Annotated in this window: 17 protein-coding genes; 10 read left to right on the top strand and 7 right to left on the bottom strand. The window is 70.0% G+C overall.

What is annotated here, in order from left to right; translation table 11 throughout:
- Positions 1 to 70 precede the first annotated feature (70 nt).
- On the top strand, positions 71 to 430 hold the full coding sequence (locus tag ABZ027_RS26405) for a four-helix bundle copper-binding protein (RefSeq protein WP_356772494.1): 360 nt from the start codon (positions 71 to 73) through the stop codon (positions 428 to 430).
- 93 nt (positions 431 to 523) lie between these two features.
- Here the strand turns inward: ABZ027_RS26405 and ABZ027_RS26410 are convergent, their stop codons facing one another.
- The 3 genes from ABZ027_RS26410 to ABZ027_RS26420 all read right to left on the bottom strand — a co-directional run bounded on the left by ABZ027_RS26410 (position 524) and on the right by ABZ027_RS26420 (position 2,964).
- Positions 524 to 1,150, bottom strand: coding sequence for an HAD-IA family hydrolase (locus ABZ027_RS26410; protein ID WP_356772496.1), 627 nt, complete (start codon positions 1,148 to 1,150; stop codon positions 524 to 526).
- Positions 1,147 to 2,436 carry an LCP family protein gene (locus ABZ027_RS26415; protein WP_356772498.1) on the bottom strand — a complete coding sequence of 430 codons (1,290 nt, stop codon included), beginning with the start codon at positions 2,434 to 2,436 and terminating at the stop codon, positions 1,147 to 1,149. The genes ABZ027_RS26410 and ABZ027_RS26415 overlap by 4 nt, the downstream gene beginning before the upstream one ends.
- 219 nt (positions 2,437 to 2,655) lie before the next feature.
- The gene (locus ABZ027_RS26420; RefSeq protein ID WP_356772503.1) at positions 2,656 to 2,964 is read right to left on the bottom strand and encodes a helix-turn-helix transcriptional regulator; all 309 of its coding nucleotides are present in this window, start codon (positions 2,962 to 2,964) and stop codon (positions 2,656 to 2,658) included.
- A gap of 129 nt (positions 2,965 to 3,093) precedes the next feature.
- Here ABZ027_RS26420 and ABZ027_RS26425 point away from each other — a divergent pair, with 129 nt between their 5' ends.
- On the top strand, positions 3,094 to 4,263 hold the full coding sequence (locus tag ABZ027_RS26425; protein WP_356772505.1) for an MFS transporter: 1,170 nt from the start codon (positions 3,094 to 3,096) through the stop codon (positions 4,261 to 4,263).
- A 287-nt stretch (positions 4,264 to 4,550) separates the two neighbouring features.
- Here ABZ027_RS26425 and ABZ027_RS26430 read toward each other — a convergent pair whose 3' ends face one another.
- From ABZ027_RS26430 to ABZ027_RS26440, 3 genes are all read right to left on the bottom strand, one after another.
- Positions 4,551 to 5,144: a hypothetical protein gene (locus ABZ027_RS26430; protein ID WP_356772507.1), complete on the bottom strand. Its 594-nt coding sequence runs from the start codon at positions 5,142 to 5,144 to the stop codon at positions 4,551 to 4,553.
- Between the two features lie 7 nt (positions 5,145 to 5,151).
- Complete coding sequence (locus ABZ027_RS26435) at positions 5,152 to 5,703, bottom strand: hypothetical protein (RefSeq protein ID WP_356772509.1); 552 nt, start codon at positions 5,701 to 5,703, stop codon at positions 5,152 to 5,154.
- Between the two features lie 199 nt (positions 5,704 to 5,902).
- Positions 5,903 to 7,060, bottom strand: coding sequence for an acyl-CoA dehydrogenase (locus ABZ027_RS26440; protein WP_356772511.1), 1,158 nt, complete (start codon positions 7,058 to 7,060; stop codon positions 5,903 to 5,905).
- A 233-nt stretch (positions 7,061 to 7,293) separates the two neighbouring features.
- Here ABZ027_RS26440 and ABZ027_RS26445 point away from each other — a divergent pair, with 233 nt between their 5' ends.
- The 6 genes from ABZ027_RS26445 to ABZ027_RS26470 all read left to right on the top strand — a co-directional run bounded on the left by ABZ027_RS26445 (position 7,294) and on the right by ABZ027_RS26470 (position 13,492).
- Positions 7,294 to 8,637 (top strand): UDP-glucose/GDP-mannose dehydrogenase family protein, encoded by a 1,344-nt coding sequence (locus ABZ027_RS26445; protein WP_356772513.1) that lies wholly within the window; start codon positions 7,294 to 7,296, stop codon positions 8,635 to 8,637.
- Positions 8,638 to 9,078: 441 nt separating this feature from the next.
- Positions 9,079 to 9,720 (top strand): hypothetical protein, encoded by a 642-nt coding sequence (locus ABZ027_RS26450; RefSeq protein WP_356772515.1) that lies wholly within the window; start codon positions 9,079 to 9,081, stop codon positions 9,718 to 9,720.
- Positions 9,717 to 11,057: a copper resistance protein CopC gene (locus ABZ027_RS26455; RefSeq protein WP_356772517.1), complete on the top strand. Its 1,341-nt coding sequence runs from the start codon at positions 9,717 to 9,719 to the stop codon at positions 11,055 to 11,057. The genes ABZ027_RS26450 and ABZ027_RS26455 overlap by 4 nt, the downstream gene beginning before the upstream one ends.
- 28 nt (positions 11,058 to 11,085) lie before the next feature.
- Entirely contained in the window at positions 11,086 to 12,111 is a 1,026-nt protein-coding gene (locus ABZ027_RS26460; RefSeq protein WP_356772519.1) for a cupredoxin family copper-binding protein, read from the top strand.
- 119 nt (positions 12,112 to 12,230) lie between these two features.
- Complete coding sequence (locus ABZ027_RS26465) at positions 12,231 to 12,764, top strand: hypothetical protein (RefSeq protein WP_356772521.1); 534 nt, start codon at positions 12,231 to 12,233, stop codon at positions 12,762 to 12,764.
- Positions 12,761 to 13,492, top strand: coding sequence for a plastocyanin/azurin family copper-binding protein (locus ABZ027_RS26470; RefSeq protein WP_356772523.1), 732 nt, complete (start codon positions 12,761 to 12,763; stop codon positions 13,490 to 13,492). The genes ABZ027_RS26465 and ABZ027_RS26470 overlap by 4 nt, the downstream gene beginning before the upstream one ends.
- Positions 13,493 to 13,545: 53 nt before the next feature.
- Here ABZ027_RS26470 and ABZ027_RS26475 read toward each other — a convergent pair whose 3' ends face one another.
- Positions 13,546 to 14,049, bottom strand: coding sequence for a CGNR zinc finger domain-containing protein (locus ABZ027_RS26475; protein ID WP_356772525.1), 504 nt, complete (start codon positions 14,047 to 14,049; stop codon positions 13,546 to 13,548).
- 90 nt (positions 14,050 to 14,139) lie between these two features.
- Here ABZ027_RS26475 and ABZ027_RS26480 point away from each other — a divergent pair, with 90 nt between their 5' ends.
- Entirely contained in the window at positions 14,140 to 14,511 is a 372-nt protein-coding gene (locus tag ABZ027_RS26480; protein WP_356772527.1) for a VOC family protein, read from the top strand.
- A gap of 14 nt (positions 14,512 to 14,525) precedes the next feature.
- Positions 14,526 to 14,918, top strand: a complete 393-nt coding sequence (locus ABZ027_RS26485; RefSeq protein ID WP_356772529.1) for a VOC family protein — start codon at positions 14,526 to 14,528, stop codon at positions 14,916 to 14,918.

Consider the following 14,918-nt stretch of genomic DNA (forward strand, 5'->3'; position numbering starts at 1 on the left):
GGGGGCCGAGCAGGCGTAGGACGGAGGTGCGGGAGCCGATCCCGCGGTTCCCGCCACCGAAGGAGGAACCATGCAAGAGCCCACCACCACCGCCCTGAGCAAGGAGATGCAGGACTGCGTCGAGGCGTGCATGGCCTGTCACAGCGCGTGCGAGGAGACGATGAGCTCCTGTATGCAGATGGGCGGCCAGGCCCAGATGCAGATCATGCGCGCACTGATCGACTGTTCCGAGACGACCCGCATGTGCTCGGACATGATGATGCGCCGCTCCCCGATGTCGGCCGAGATGTGCGCCCTGTGCGCCAAGGCCTGTGACATGTGTGCCGAGGCCTGCATGTCGATGCCCGACGACCCCCAGATGATGGCCTGCGCCCAGGCCTGCCGCCGCTGCGCGGAGACCTGCCGCGCTATGGCGGGCGCCACGATGTGAGGACCCGCCCACCGGGCCGGGGACACCTCGCGGGGTGCCCCCGGTCTCGCGTCCGCCAGAGCCGGACGAAGTGGAGGGGGCATCCCGGGCGGGCTACGAGAACAGCGGCTGCAACGCTTCCGCCAGGTCCGCCGGGCCGCGGAAGTGGAGCGGGCGCATGCCCACGGCGGCGGCCGCCTCGACGTTCTCCTCGCTGTCGTCGACGAACAGGCAGCGGTCCGGGCGGACGGCGGCCAGGGACGCGGCGAGCCGGTAGATGCGCGGGTCCGGCTTGACCATGCCGACGCGGGCGCTGTTGACGACGTGGTCCGCGAGGTCGGTCAGCCCCAGCGCGGCGAGGTCGTCCTCCAGGCGGAGGGTGGCGTTGCTGACGAGGACCAGGGGGAGATGGCTGCGGGCCCGGCGCAGCAGGGACACCACCTCGGCGTCCGCCCGGAACGGTGACTCCAGCAGGGCGGTGCCCAGCTCCCAGGCCGTCGGCTCGGGCACCAGTCCTTCCAGGCCGTCGGCGATGGACCGCACCCACTCCTGCGCGTCGATCCGCCCCAGCAGCAGCGGCAGATCGGTCTCCGGCGCGAAGGCCACCTTCATGGTGGTGCCCTCGGCCAGCCCGGCGGCGCGTTCCAACGCGTGCAGCCGGGAGGGGTCGTAGAAGCGGATCACGTTGTCGACGTCGCAGAGCACCGCGTCGAAGGGTGCCCCGGCGATCCGGTCGGTCACTCGACCGTGACCTTCTCGTCGTCGTTCAGCTCCTGGACCAGGGTCTTCACCTTGGCCTTGTCCCAGAGGAGGTTGCCGTTCGCGGAGCCGTTGATCGGCATGTTCATCGACTTGCCGTCACCGCCGTTGACGCCCTTCATCGCCCAGAACATCTTGCCCAGGTCGTACAGGCCCATGTCCTTGTCGACGATCAGCGAGTCCAGGCCCGCACCCATCGTCGGGTAGAGCTTGAACGGGTTGAGGACGGTGCTCGGGGTGGCGACCTGGCTGGCGAGCGCGTTCAGGAACTTCTGCTGGTTCTTCGTGCGGTCCAGGTCGGAGCCCGCCAGCGCGTACCGGGTGCGGACGAAGGCGAGGGCCTCATCCCCGTTCAGGGTCTGCTTGCCCTTCTTGAGGTCCGCGCCGGACTTCTTGTCCTTGATGTCCTGCGGGATGTCGATCTCGACGCCGCCGACCGCGTCCACGATGTTCGCGAAGCCGGCGAAGCCTATCTCCACGTAGTGGTCGATGTGCAGGCCGGTGTTGAACTCGACGGTGCGCACCAGCAGCTCGGGGCCGTCCTCGGCGTAGGCCGCGTTCAGCTTCACGTGCCGGCCCGTGCCCGGGTACGTCTTGCCGGACTCGGAGCCCTTGTAACTGGGTATCTCCACGTCCGAGTCACGGGGGAGGGAGACCAGTGTGTCGCCGTTGCTGCCGACGTGCAGCAGCATCATCGAGTCCGTGCGCTTGCCCGCGGCGGAGCCGGTGTGCAGCTTCTTCTTCTCCTCCGCGGACATGCCCGCGCGGCTGTCGGAGCCGACGATCAGGTAGTTGGTGCCGGCGCCCGCCTCCGGCCGGTCGATGACCTTGGAGAGGTCGACCTCACGGTTGAGCTTGGAGTCGGCCCAGAAGTACGTGGCGACGGTCGTGACGACCAGCACGGTCGTCACGGTGATGGCCGTCCACTTGATGCGGCGGCGCCAGTTGGGTGCGGGGCGCGGCCCTCTGCCGGGGCCTCCTTGGCCACCGCCGCCGTAGACCTGGCCCGTGTTGTAGCCGCTGTCGTACCCGCTGTCGTACCCGTTGCCGTAGGCGTTGCCGTCACCGCCGTCGACGTACGACGGCTGCCGCGGGACCCCGCCGTACTGCGGGCCCGCCTGGCCAGGCCCGTAGCCCCCCTGGCCGGGCGGCGCCGCCGGGCCGCGGCGGACCTGCCGCATCACACGGGCGCTCTCGGGCTGCGCGCCTGCGCTGCCGCGTCCGTACCGGCTGCCGCGGTTGTCGGGTGCCTCGGGCCAATCGTTCATGGGCCCCAGTGTGCAGGGCGAAGGTATGTCCCTTACAAGGTTCGTCGGAAAATAAGGGCAGCCCTGTTGCGAAGCTGACACAAAACACGACGCCCTCCACCCGACAAAGCGGACGGAGGGCGAACCGGAGAGATCGCGGGTCTTACGGCAGGTTGCGGTGGAGACGGTTGTCCTGGTCGAGAACCCATTCGCAACGGCGGGCGATTGGTTCAGCCAAGCTCAGTGCAGCTGAGCCAACACCGCGTCGAGCAGACCTGGGAACCGTGCGTTGAGATCGTCGCGCCGCAGACTGACGAACCGGGTCCGGCCCTCCACCTCGGTCCAGGTCACCCCCGACTCGCGGAGCACCCGGTAGTGGTGGGACATCGTCGTCCTGTGCACGTCGATGCTCTCGCCCACGGCGGAGCAGCTGTCCCTGCCCTTGTCCGCCAGCTGCGCGACGATCTGCAGACGCACCGGGTCTGCGAGGGCGTGGAAGATCTCGGCGAGCTTGATCTCCTCGGCCGCCGGTTGTGTCAGTTCGCGCATCGTCGTCCTGTCTGCGAAGTCATGGACCGACCATAGTCAACGAGTTGATACGTGGACAACCATCCACCTATTTGCTACGTTGCCGCTCTCGAAGCCATCTCGCCCTCTCAGCTGCGGAAAGAGTGCATCGTGTACAAGCGGTTATCCCCTCTGGCGCTTGCAACCTTCGCCGTCGGCACAGACGGGTTCGTCATCGCCGGCCTTCTCCCCTCCATCGCCGAAGATCTCGACGTCACCGTCCCCACAGCGGGCCAGCTGGTCACTGCCTTCGCGCTGACTCTCGCCATCGCCGCCCCCATCTTCGGCTGGGCCACCAGCTCCATGGACCGCCGCAAGGCGCTGATGATTGCTCTGGCTGTCTTCGCGATCGGTAACGTCGCTACGGCGCTGGGCACCTCATACGCCGCCGTCATGACCGCCCGCGTCATCACCGCGGTCGGCGCCGGCATCATCACCTCCACCGCCTCCAGCGCGGCTGCCGTGGTCAGCCCGCCCGAACGCCGCGGTAGCGCCCTGGCCTTCGTCCTGGGCGGCCTGACGCTCTCCAGCGCGATCGGTCTTCCCGTTGGCACCCTCATCGGCCGCAGTGATTGGCACCTGACCCTGTGGGCGGTCGCCGGGCTGGGTGTCGTGGCGGCTCTGGGCGTCGCCTTCGCCCTGCCGAAGATCATGCTCCCGTCCACGACGTTCCGGGCCAGGCTCCAGCCCCTCAAGGAACGCTGGGTGCTCGGCACCCTGACCGTCACGACGCTGGCCCTGACCGGCGCGTATCTCCTGTACACCTACATCGGAGCAGCCCTGGAGGACACGACCGACGGCAGTGAGACCACGCTCACCTGGGTGCTGTTCGTGTACGGGCTCGGCGTGCTGGGCGGCAATCTCCTGGCCGGGCGCCTGTCCGATCACTACCCGGCGGAACGGCTCCTACTGGGCGCGTTGGTCATCTTCATCATCGTCCTGTTGATCAGCCGACCGGCCATCGAGAACCTCGGAACCACCTTCGTCTGGGCTGCTGTGTGGGGTGTTTTGGTGGGCGTCCCGTCCGTCCTCCAGCAGCATCGCCTCGTCGCCCACGCACCGACCGCGACGCCCGTACTTCTCGGGCTGAACTCCTCGGCGATCTACCTCGGCGTCGCCCTGGGCGGAGCCCTCGGTGGGATCTTCCAGAACTGGATCTCCCCGGTGTGGCTGGGGATCCCGGCAGCCGGTGCCACCCTGCTGGCTTTCCTCATGACGCTAGCGACCACGCACAGCCGCGATCGGGTCGCGGTGGAGGAACCGAAGCTCGCCACCCACTGAGCGCTCACCAGGCAGCGGCCGCCCTGTCCGCCGAATCACACAGTTCCTGTTTGTCCAGTCAGACAGATGAGCACGTGATCCCTCGACCTGAGCTGCCGAGCTGGGCCCTGCGTGATCTGCCGGCTCGGCAGCTCCGTCAGCTCGCTATGCCGACGCCGCCGGTAGGAGCCCAGGCCTGCCCATTGCAGCCGCCTCCTGTCGATTCGGTCCCAGGGCGCCGTCGATCGCCAGCCTCGCGCGGTCGGGGGCATCCGGCATCACATCGGCGTAGTACCGCTCGGTGAAGCTCACAGACGTGTGGCCAAGCCAGGCCGAGACCTCAGAAATATGTGGCGCAGCCTCATGCTGCCGTATCGACCCGACCCGGTGTCCCGGTCGCACGCAACTTGCCGGTCGACTGTGATCAGCTGGTCGCTGAAGGAGATTCGGTCACGGCCGAGGCCCATGGCTTCGCCGAGTCGTAACCCGCAGCCAGCCATCAGCCAGAGCATTCCCCGGTACCGCTCCGGAGCGGCCGCAACTACGTCGAGCACTGCCTCCGTGCTGGGGATGTGAACGTCCGCGCGCTGATCTCGGTGTGTCCGAGCGCCACTTACGGGGAGGATCACCGGCCTGCACGGGTTGGTGTCGACCAGCCCGTGCTCCGTGGCCCAACTGAACACCGACATGAGGATGCTGAATCGAAACCGGACGGTGGAGTGCTTATAGGCGCGTGAGTGCGTCATCCACTCCACCCACTTCTCAATGCGCGCCGGGGTGATACACCTGATGCCGTCAGCCCCGAAGAACGGCATCACAGCCCTGTTGAGCATCGTCCGGTACTGCTTGACGCTGCTGTTCTCCACCCCTCTCGTGGTGGCCCATCGTTCGAAAACCGCCACGAGCGGCTCACCGTCCGTCGAACCGGTCCTGTTCCGAGTCACGTACGTCGTCCCCCTTCAGATACCGCCTGGCCTTTTCGGTCAGACGGTCCGCCGGTCGGCCCGGCGGCCCGTCGAGGAAGCCCATGGCACGTGCCCGCCTGATGCGGCCGCTGATGGTGTTCCGGCTGAGCCCCCACGCCGTCGCCAACCGCGTGACAGGACTCCGGTGGCCCTGCTGCACCAGACGCACGTACTCACGAGCCATCAAGGCGTACTCCCGCTCTGTCTCGACCCGATGAAGCACGGCCGCCGTGGTGGCTTCGTCAGTCGACCTGCCCAGGCGCGCACGCAGTTCCTTTGCTGTCCTGCGGATCTCCGCCAGGGAGATCGATCGCATGAGCTCCGTCGTGATGCCGTCCGTCCCCACGGTGGCGCGTGGATCGTCAGGCGGCTCGATACGGAGGCTCGTCGGGCCGTCCCACGGCGCGTCGAGCAGGCTGACGACAGTCAGCTTCCAGCCGTACAACTCGGCTTCATGGACGAGCTGTTCTCCGTCCAGACGCCATCCCGCGGGCAAGTCCCCACCTGACGATGCTTCGGTCACAAGTCGAAAGTAGCGCGGCACGCAGTGACCGCCGTGTGCCGGGAAGTCCCCGGCCACACGAGAACGCTAAGACGCGGCACACGGGTCTTTCCATGCTTCGTGTCTCGACGGACCCAAAAGAGTGAAGGGTGCCCAGCATCCGGGCACCCTTCGACGGTCAGCTCGCCAGCAGTTACGGCAGGTTGCGGGCCATCACTATCCGCTGAATCTGGTTGGTCCCCTCATACAGCTGCGTGATCTTCGCGTCGCGCATCATCCGCTCCACGGGATAGTCCCGCGTGTAGCCATAGCCGCCAAGGAGCTGCACCGCATCGACGGTGACCTCCATCGCCACGTCGGAGGCAAAGCACTTGGCCGCCGCGCCCTGGAAGGTGAGGTCGCTGTCGCCGCGCTCGGACTTGGCCGCCGCCGCGTAGGTCAGCTGGCGGGCCGCCTCGATCTTCATGGCCATGTCGGCGAGCATGAACTGGATGCCCTGGAAGTCGGCGATCGGCTTGCCGAACTGCTTGCGCTCCTGGACGTAGCCCTTGGCGTAGTCCAGCGCGCCCTGGGCGATGCCGAGGGCCTGGGCGGCGATGGTGATGCGGGTGTGGTCCAGGGTCTTCATCGCCGTGGCGAAGCCGGTGCCCTCCTCGCCGATCATGCGGTCCGCGGGGATACGGACGTTGTCGAGGTAGACCTCGCGGGTCGGGGAGCCCTTGATGCCGAGCTTCTTCTCGGGGGCGCCGAAGGACACGCCGTCGTCCGACTTCTCGACGACGAAGGCGGAGATGCCCTTGCTGCGCTTCTCGGGGTCCGTGACCGCCATCACCGTGTAGTACTCGGACTCGCCCGCGTTGGTGATCCAGCGCTTCACGCCGTTGAGGACGTAGTGGTCGCCGTCGCGGACGGCCTTCGTCTTCATGCCGGCCGCGTCGGAGCCCGCGTCCGGCTCGGACAGGGCGTACGAGAACATCGCGTCGCCCTTGGCGAGCGGGCCCAGGTACTTCTTCTTCAGGTCCTCGGAGCCGGAGAGGATCACCGGGAGCGAGCCCAGCTTGTTCACGGCCGGGATCAGGGAGGAGGACGCGCAGACGCGGGCGACCTCCTCGATCACGATGACCGTGGCCAGCGCGTCGGCGCCGCCGCCGCCGTACTCCTCCGGTACGTGCACGGCGTGCAGGTCGTTGGCCACGAGCGCGTCGAGTGCCTCCTGCGGGAAGCGGGCCTCCTCGTCCACCGCCGCGGCGTACGGCGCGATCTTCGCCTCGGCCAGTGAACGGATCGCGTCCCGGAGCATGTCGTGCTCCTCGGACGGGCGGTACAGGTCGAAATCAGCCGATCCGGCCAAGGTCTCTCACGCTCCAAAGACGCTGTGATGCTGGCGCTAATTACCGTTAAGTAACTCAAATTTTAAGGGTCCGCCCACCTGAGTGATACGTGACCTTGGCGACAGCCGGAAAGCTGGCCTTCCCGGCCTGTTCCCCTCCCCGGACTATGCTCTTCCAGCGCACCTGTGAACCCCCACAGCCGTACCTCGAAGCCACCCCGCACCCCCCCACAGCCAGACCCCTGGAGCACCCCATGAGCCTCAAGATCACCGTGATCGGAACCGGCTACCTCGGCGCCACCCACGCCGCGGCCATGGCCGAGCTCGGATTCGAGGTGCTGGGGCTGGACGTCGTGCCGGAGAAGATCGAGATGCTCCAGCGGGGCGAGGTCCCCATGTACGAGCCGGGGCTCGAGGAGCTGCTGCGCAAGCATGTCGCCGGGCTCAAGGGGTCGACCGGGCGGCTGCGGTTCACCATGGACTTCGCGGAGGTGGCGGCCTTCGGCGACGTCCACTTCGTGTGCGTGAACACCCCCCAGCGGCACGGTGAGTACGCCTGTGACATGTCGTACGTCGACGCCGCCATCACCTCCCTCGCTCCGCATCTGACCGGACCCGCCCTCGTGGTCGGCAAGTCGACGGTGCCCGTCGGGTCCGCGGACCGGCTCGCCGCGTATCTCGCCGCGAACTCCCCCGCCGGCGCGGCCGCCGAGCTGGCCTGGAACCCGGAGTTCCTGCGCGAGGGCTTCGCGGTGCAGGACACGCTGCACCCGGACCGGATCGTGGTGGGCGTGCGCAGCGAGCGGGCGGAGAAGCTGCTGCGGAAGGTGTACACCGGTCCGATCTCCTCCGGTTCGCCCTTCGTGGTCACCGACTTCCCGACCGCCGAGCTGGTGAAGACGTCCGCGAACTCCTTCCTGGCGACGAAGATCTCGTTCATCAACGCGATGGCGGAGATGTGCGAGGCCTCCGGTGGCGACGTGGCCAAGCTGGCCGAGGCCATCGGGTACGACGACCGGATCGGCAGCAAGTTCCTGCGGGCCGGGATCGGCTTCGGCGGCGGCTGTCTGCCGAAGGACATCAGGGCGTTCATGGCGCGCGCCGGTGAGCTGGGTGCCGACCAGGCGCTTACCTTCCTGCGCGAGATCGACTCGATCAACATGCGTCAGCGCGGGCAGATGGTGGAGCTGGCGCGGGAGGCGCTGGGCGGCGGGGCCTTCCTCGGCAAGCGGGTCGCGGTGCTCGGCGCCAGCTTCAAGCCGGACTCGGACGACGTCCGGGACTCGCCCGCGCTCAATGTCGCCGGGCAGATCCACCTCCAGGGCGGCCAGGTGACGGTGTACGACCCGAAGGGCATGGACAACGCCCGCCGTGTCTTCCCGACGCTCGGGTACGCGAACTCCGCGGTGGAGGCGGTGCGGGGCGCGGACGCGGTGCTGCATCTGACGGAGTGGCGGGAGTTCCGTGAGCTGGACCCGGCGGCCCTCGGTGAGGTGGCGGCGACCAAGCTGATCCTGGACGGGCGCAACGCCCTGGATCCCCAGCTGTGGCGGAAGGCCGGCTGGACGTACCGGGCGATGGGGCGGCCGACGGCCTGAGGTAATTCCAAGGCAGCGGTGACGCGGCATCGAAATCGGCATCGAGTTCCGTGAATTCCTGACGGGTTCGCGGGAGATCGGGGAATTCTCGCGGGTTCGGTGAGGAAAGAGGCCGATCTGCGGAGGTTTTCTGTACGCCGCTCGTCGCCACACACGGGCGGGCGAGGGGTGATGGGGCCAAGTCCCGCGAGAGCGGGGGGCCTTCCCGCTCGGCGACACGTGCCGTCGTCCTCGAAATCATCAACATGAGTTCGAATTCCATGCGCGTTCCATTCGAATGGCATGCGGAATGAGCCGTTCTCACAGTGGGCACCCCCATGACGGAGAGCTAGGCAACAATCGGTTAACCGAGGCGTATTCGCGCGGAATCCGCTCTCCACTCCACTGGTCGTCATTCGCCGCACCCACGTGTGGCTTGATCTGACCATGCCAGGAGTGAACATGCCCTTGTTCCGCAGGGGGGAGTGGCCGCGCGATCACCGCGACGAGTTGGTGGCGGGGGCTCTCGTCGGCGCCGTGGTGATCGTGCTGGGCTACGCGTCGGGCATCGGCGCCCCCGCCGCCTCCGGGGAGGCCGCCACGTCGCCGACGCCACCGCCTGCCGCCACGGCACCGGCGAGCCCTCTCCCCGCCGCCCCGGGCGGCTCCGGCGCGCAGGACCCCGGCGCCGGAACGGGTCAGTACCCCGTCGGGAACGGCGAGTTGCCCGGATACGGCGGGGTCGGCGTCGGCTACGGCGGGGTCGGCGTCGACACCGGCTACGGCACCGGCGGCCAGGCGGGCGGCACCGGCGAGGCCGGTCACCCGGGCCACCAGCCCGCACCGCCCACCGGCTCCAACTCCCCCACGCCCACCCCGTCCCCCTCGGGCTCCACCCCCGCCGACGGCGACAGCTGCCAGGACGGCGAGGTCACCCTCGTACAGCCGCTGCTCGGCGGGCTCACCCAGCCCGTGTTCGGGCTGCTCGACGGCTCCGACGAGACACCCGAGCCGCAACCGTCCCCCTGCGTCGGACTCGCCCCCGTCTCCCTGACCGGTCTCCTCGGCACCGGCGCCTCCCCCCAGCCGGAGGCGACGCCGTGACGACGCCGCTCCGCCGCACCCTGCTCCTGCTCCTGCTCACCCCGCTCCTCTCCGCCCTGGTCGGGGCGCCCCAGGCAGCCTCGGCCCACACCGCGCTGGTCTCCTCCTCGCCCAAGGACGGCGCGCACCTCAAGAAGGCGCCGGATCACCTCACGCTCACCTTCGACGAGACCGTCGATCTCGCCGACGTCCGGGTGCTGGCGGTGGACGGCGACCGGCTGCCGGTGTCCCGGGCGGCGGAGGGCGGCACCCGCGTCGTGCGGGTCGCGCTCGCCGCGCCGGAACACGGTGACCTCGCCGTCGTCTGGTCCGTCGTCGACGAGGAGGACGGACACGCCTCCTCGGGCCGTATCGCCCTCAGCGTCGGCGCACCTGCCGCACCTGCCACGACCGGTGGCCCCGGCGCCGCGTCCCCCGCTCCCGCACCGTCCCCCTCGGTGCGCGAGGGCCTCGTCGCCGCCCGCTGGGCCGGTTATCTCGCCCTCGCCCTGTTCGTGGGCGGTCTCGGGTTCCTCGTGCTGCTGTGGCCGCGCGGCGCGGACGAGCCGCGGGCCCGGGCCCTGCTCGGTCTCGCCTGGACGACGGGGCTGCTGGCGACGGTCGCGGGCATCGGCCTCCAGGGCGCGTACACCGCGCTCGGCGACGTCCGGGACGCGCTGCGCCCGGCGACGTACGCGGACGTACTGACCACCGAACCCGGCGTCGTGCTCGCCGCGCGCACGCTGCTGTGGGTGCTGGCGGCCGTCGTGCTCGGCGCGCTGCTCCAGGGCGGGGCCCGCGCCTCCCGCTCCCCGGGCTGGCGGGTGGGCGCCCTCGCGGTGACCTTCGGGCTACTGCGGACGACCGGGATGACCGGCCACAACTCCGAGGGCAGCGAGCCCACCTGGGGCGCGGTCGCCGACTTCGTCCATCTGCTCTTCGTCTCCCTGTGGATCGGCGGACTGGCCATGCTCGCGCTGGCCGTGCTGCCGCGCCGGCGGGCCGGGGAGCTGGCGGCGGTGGTGCCCGGCTACTCGCGGCTCGCGGCCGTGAGCGTCGCCGGGATCGTCGGCGCCGGGCTGGTGCTCGCCTGGCAGGTGGTCGGGTCCTACGACGCCCTGCTGCACACCTCGTACGGGCAGCTGCTGCTGCTCAAGACGGGCGTTCTCGGGTGCGTCCTGCTCGCCGCGTACGCGAGCCGCCAGTGGGTGCGCACCCGCCTCGATCTCGCCGTGCTGCTGCGCGGCGACGCCGCCACCGTGCGGTCCTTCGGCTACTCGGTCGCGGCCGAGACGGGGCTCGTCCTCGTCGTGCTCGCCGTGACGAGTCTGCTGGTCACGGCCGACCCCGGCCGCTGAACTCTCCCCAAGCGCAAGAGGAGTTGTAGTGACGCAGAACAACGACACCGGTGACCGGCGGCGCAGGCCGCCCGCCGGGAACCGGGGCCTGCTGGTCGCCGGGCTCGGTGCGGCGCTGGCCGCCGTGCTCAGCCTCGGACTGCTGAGCGCGGTCTCGGGCTCCAGGTCCGACTCGGTGCAGAACGCGGGCGCGGCTCAGGCGCCCGCGGCTGCCGCCGAGGCGCGGCCCGCCGCTGCCGCCAAGGCGGACTACCAGGTCGACATCATGAACATGAAGTTCGGCGACGGAAAGCAGCTCGTCGTCGAGGTCGGCCAGACCGTCCGGTGGACCAACCACGACAGTGCGCCGCACACGGTCACCACCACCAAGGCCCCGGTCAAGTTCGACTCGGGGACCCTGAACAAGGGTGACTCGTGGTCGTACACCTTCACCAAGGCGGGGACGTACGAGTACTACTGCGCGGTGCACCCGGACATGGTCTCGTCCGTGAAGGTCGTGGCGGCCGGTGGCGGCGGTGGCGGTTCCACGCCGGCGCCCACCCCGACGACGGCTCCCACGAGCACGCCCACGACGGGCCCCACCGGCACACCGACCGGGACGCCCACCGCGGGTCCGACCGGCATGCCGATGCCGACCGGCACGGGCGGCACGGGTGGTTCCGGTGGCGGCGGTACGGGCGGCGGTTCCGGTGGCGACGAGCAGTGCGCCAGCGCCCAGGACGTGCTGATGCCGATACTCCAGCACCTCTACGTGGCGCACCTGGAGCGGTCGCCGGGCGAGCAGGTGCAGGACGCTCTCGCGCTGGACTCGTACATCAAGATGCACACCGTGTGGGTCGAGAGCATCCTCAAGCCGGCCGTCGAAGGCGGCGGCACGGTGCTCGACAGCACGCTCAGCACGCTGCTGAACCACGTCAACAGCGCACACCTGGGTGAGTCGGTCGGCCAGCAGGTCACCGACCTGCTGAACGTCGACAGCTACGTGAAGATGCACACCGTCTGGGCCGGGCAGATGCTCACGCCCACCACGGACTACATCACCGCCAACTGCTGACGCGGTCCGCGACACGGGTGGACGCCGCTCCGGCCGGGGCTCAGCCGGCCGGAGCGGCGCCCGTGTCCATTCTCCACGCCACCGCCACGCATCGGGAACCGCTTTCCAAGGAGACCGGGATGACGACCGTCACCCTGCCCACCGTCCCTCCCCCACCCCAGTCGCACGCGGGCGACGACCGCCGACTGCCCCTGCCCGGCCGGTACACCGTGGCCACCGGCCGCTCGCTCGTCGAACTCACCGCCTGGTGCGGCCCGTTGCCGACTCTGCGCCGCCGTGTGGCGCTGGCCCGGGCGGACCTGACCGTGCCGGCCGACCCAGAGCCCACCGAACACGCCGAACACGCCGCCGGCGACGAACACCCCGTCTTCCGCTTCGAGTTCGGCGACCGTCACCTCACCGCCGCCCTCACCTCCGAGCGTGTCGACGAGTCACCCGGCCATCTCCGGCTCACCGGCGACCTCGACGTGAACGGGGTCGCCTTCCCGGTGCTGCTTCGGCTGCGGGTGGTGAAGCGGTCCGACGACGGGCTGCTCGTCGTGGGACGCGCCCGGCTGCCGTACCGGCTGTTGCGCCGCGCCACCGGGTTCCGGCTGCCGTGGCGGACGCCGGCCACCCGGCTGCGGCTGCTGGTCGCGGCGGAGCTCGCGTGAGGGCGGCCCGGGCGGCCCGGCGGACGGCCCGGGGCGCCGCCGTCTCCGCCGTCCTCGCGCTTCTCGCGTTGCCGCTGCTGCCGGCCGGGCAGGCGTCGGCGGCCTCGTACAGCGTGACGATGAAGGGGTACGCCTTCTCGCCCGCGAACCTGACCGTCCCCGTCGGGTCCACGGTGACCTGGACCAACCAGGACACGGCACCGCACGACGTGAAGACCACCTCGGGCCCGGTCTCGATCCACTCCCCCATGCTCAACAAGGGGCAGAGCTGGAGCTTCACGTTCACCGCGGCCGGGGCGTACGGGTACTACTGCACCGTCCACCCGAACATGACAGCCGGGATCACGGTCCGCCCGGCGGCACCTGCGGCACCGGCGACACCAGCGGCGCCGACACACGAACACTCCAGCGGCTCCAGCGGCTCCAGCGGCTCGACAGAACACCGGGCGCATACGCCGCCCCGGACCGCGGCGAGCAGCAAGGCGCCGCCGATGCGCATGCCGTCCGCGTCGTCGTCCGCCACCGCGTCCGGTGCTGCCGCGCCGCAGACGTCCCCGTCACCGCAGGTACCGCCGGCCGCGCAGATGCCCGCCACCCAGCCCGCCGCCTCGACGGCCCGTCCCCTGGATCCCCTGCTCGTGCTGACCGGCATCGTCGCCGGAGTCGCGGTGCTGTGCCTGTTGCTGGTCGGCTCCCGGGCCTCGTCACCCCGGAGGGAGGAGGCGTAGGCCGGACCTCGGCGTCAGCTGCCCCTGGCCGCAGCTCAGCCCTCGGCCGCAGCTCAGTCCTTCGCCCGGTAGCGGCGCATCTTCGCGCGGGCCCCGCACACCTGCATGGAGCACCAGCGGCCGCGGCCGGCCGGGCTGCGGTCGTAGTACGCCCAGAGACAGTCGGCCGCCTCGCAGGCCTTCAGGCGGGTCCAGGTGCCCTCGACGAGGGCCTGGGCGACGGCCGCCGCGACCCGGGACAGCAGCGGGCCCTCGTCGGCCGGGGCGAGGGCCGCCGAGCCGTCGGCCGCGTCGACCGTCACGACCAGGGGCGCCCGTGCGAGCAGCTCACCCAGCGGGATCACCGTGCGGTGCGGGGCGTGGCCCGCGTGGGCGAGCAGGGCGGCGCGCAGGGACTCGCGCAGTTCGCGGGCCCGCGCCAGCTCGTCCTCGGCGAGGCCGAACCGCGCGCGGCCCTCCACCGAGTCCAGCGAGTCGACGTCCGACTCGATGTCCAGCGTGTTCACCAGGGACTGGACCAGGGCCAGACCGCCAGGTGCGGGCGATCTCTCACTCATGCTCGCGACGTTACTGCCAAAAGGGATGCATGCGGTAACCGTTACTGGTTACTCTCCTCTACAGGTAACCGCGGCTTCAAGGAGGAAGTCATGTCGTTCGCCAAGCTGGGATGCGTCGTCCTGGACTGCCCCGACCCTCGAGCCCTCGCCGGGTTCTACGCCGATGTGCTCGGCGGCACCGCGAAGGACGAGGAAGACGACGAGGGAGAGTGGGTGGACCTCAGGCTGCCCGACGGACAGACCCTGTCCTTCCAGGCCGCCCCGGGGCACGTACCGCCGACGTGGCCCTCGTCCGACGGGTCGCAGCAGTTCCACCTGGACCTCGTCGTGGCAGACCTGGACGAGGCCGAGAAGAAGGCGCTGGCGCTGGGCGCGAAGCCACTGGAGGTCGAGGACCGCTCCCGGACCTTCCGGGTTTACGCGGATCCGGCGGGGCACCCGTTCTGCCTCTGTCTCCATTGACCAGGGAGGGCTTCATGGCACCCGTGGCACGCATCCGTTCCGTGGTCGTCGACTGCCCCGAACCGCGCCTGCTCGCCGAGTTCTACGCACAGGTCGGCGGCGGCACCCCCGAGGGCACGGACGACGACTGGGTCGTGCTCCGCGTTCCGGACGGACCGCGGCTGGCCTTCCAGCGGGCGCCCGGCCTCACCCCGCCGGAGTGGCCGCGCGCGGACCGCAACGCGCAGCAGTTCCACCTCGACTTCGACGCCGGGTCCACCTGGGAGGAGATCGACGCGGCCGAGGAGAAGGTGCTGGCGCTGGGCGCGAGCGTCCTGGACCGTGAGGACTACGAGAAGAAGGACTTCCGGGTCTACGCCGATCCGGCCGGGCATCCCTTCTGCCTCTGCCGGATCGACCCCGTCTGA

It is taken from the genome of Streptomyces sp. NPDC006332 (assembly GCF_040612855.1).
Lineage (GTDB): Bacteria > Actinomycetota > Actinomycetes > Streptomycetales > Streptomycetaceae > Streptomyces.

Bases quoted from the DNA above. Each gene is read 5' to 3' on its own strand.
- ABZ027_RS26405 (WP_356772494.1), top strand. From the start codon at position 71: ATGCAAGAGCCCACCACCACCGCCCTGAGCAAGGAGATGCAGGACTGC.
- ABZ027_RS26415 (WP_356772498.1), bottom strand. From the start codon at position 2,436: ATGAACGATTGGCCCGAGGCACCCGACAACCGCGGCAGCCGGTACGGA.
- ABZ027_RS26420 (WP_356772503.1), bottom strand. From the start codon at position 2,964: ATGCGCGAACTGACACAACCGGCGGCCGAGGAGATCAAGCTCGCCGAG.
- ABZ027_RS26445 (WP_356772513.1), top strand. From the start codon at position 7,294: ATGAGCCTCAAGATCACCGTGATCGGAACCGGCTACCTCGGCGCCACC.
- ABZ027_RS26450 (WP_356772515.1), top strand. From the start codon at position 9,079: ATGCCCTTGTTCCGCAGGGGGGAGTGGCCGCGCGATCACCGCGACGAG.
- ABZ027_RS26465 (WP_356772521.1), top strand. From the start codon at position 12,231: ATGACGACCGTCACCCTGCCCACCGTCCCTCCCCCACCCCAGTCGCAC.
- ABZ027_RS26475 (WP_356772525.1), bottom strand. From the start codon at position 14,049: ATGAGTGAGAGATCGCCCGCACCTGGCGGTCTGGCCCTGGTCCAGTCC.
- ABZ027_RS26480 (WP_356772527.1), top strand. From the start codon at position 14,140: ATGTCGTTCGCCAAGCTGGGATGCGTCGTCCTGGACTGCCCCGACCCT.
- ABZ027_RS26485 (WP_356772529.1), top strand. From the start codon at position 14,526: ATGGCACCCGTGGCACGCATCCGTTCCGTGGTCGTCGACTGCCCCGAA.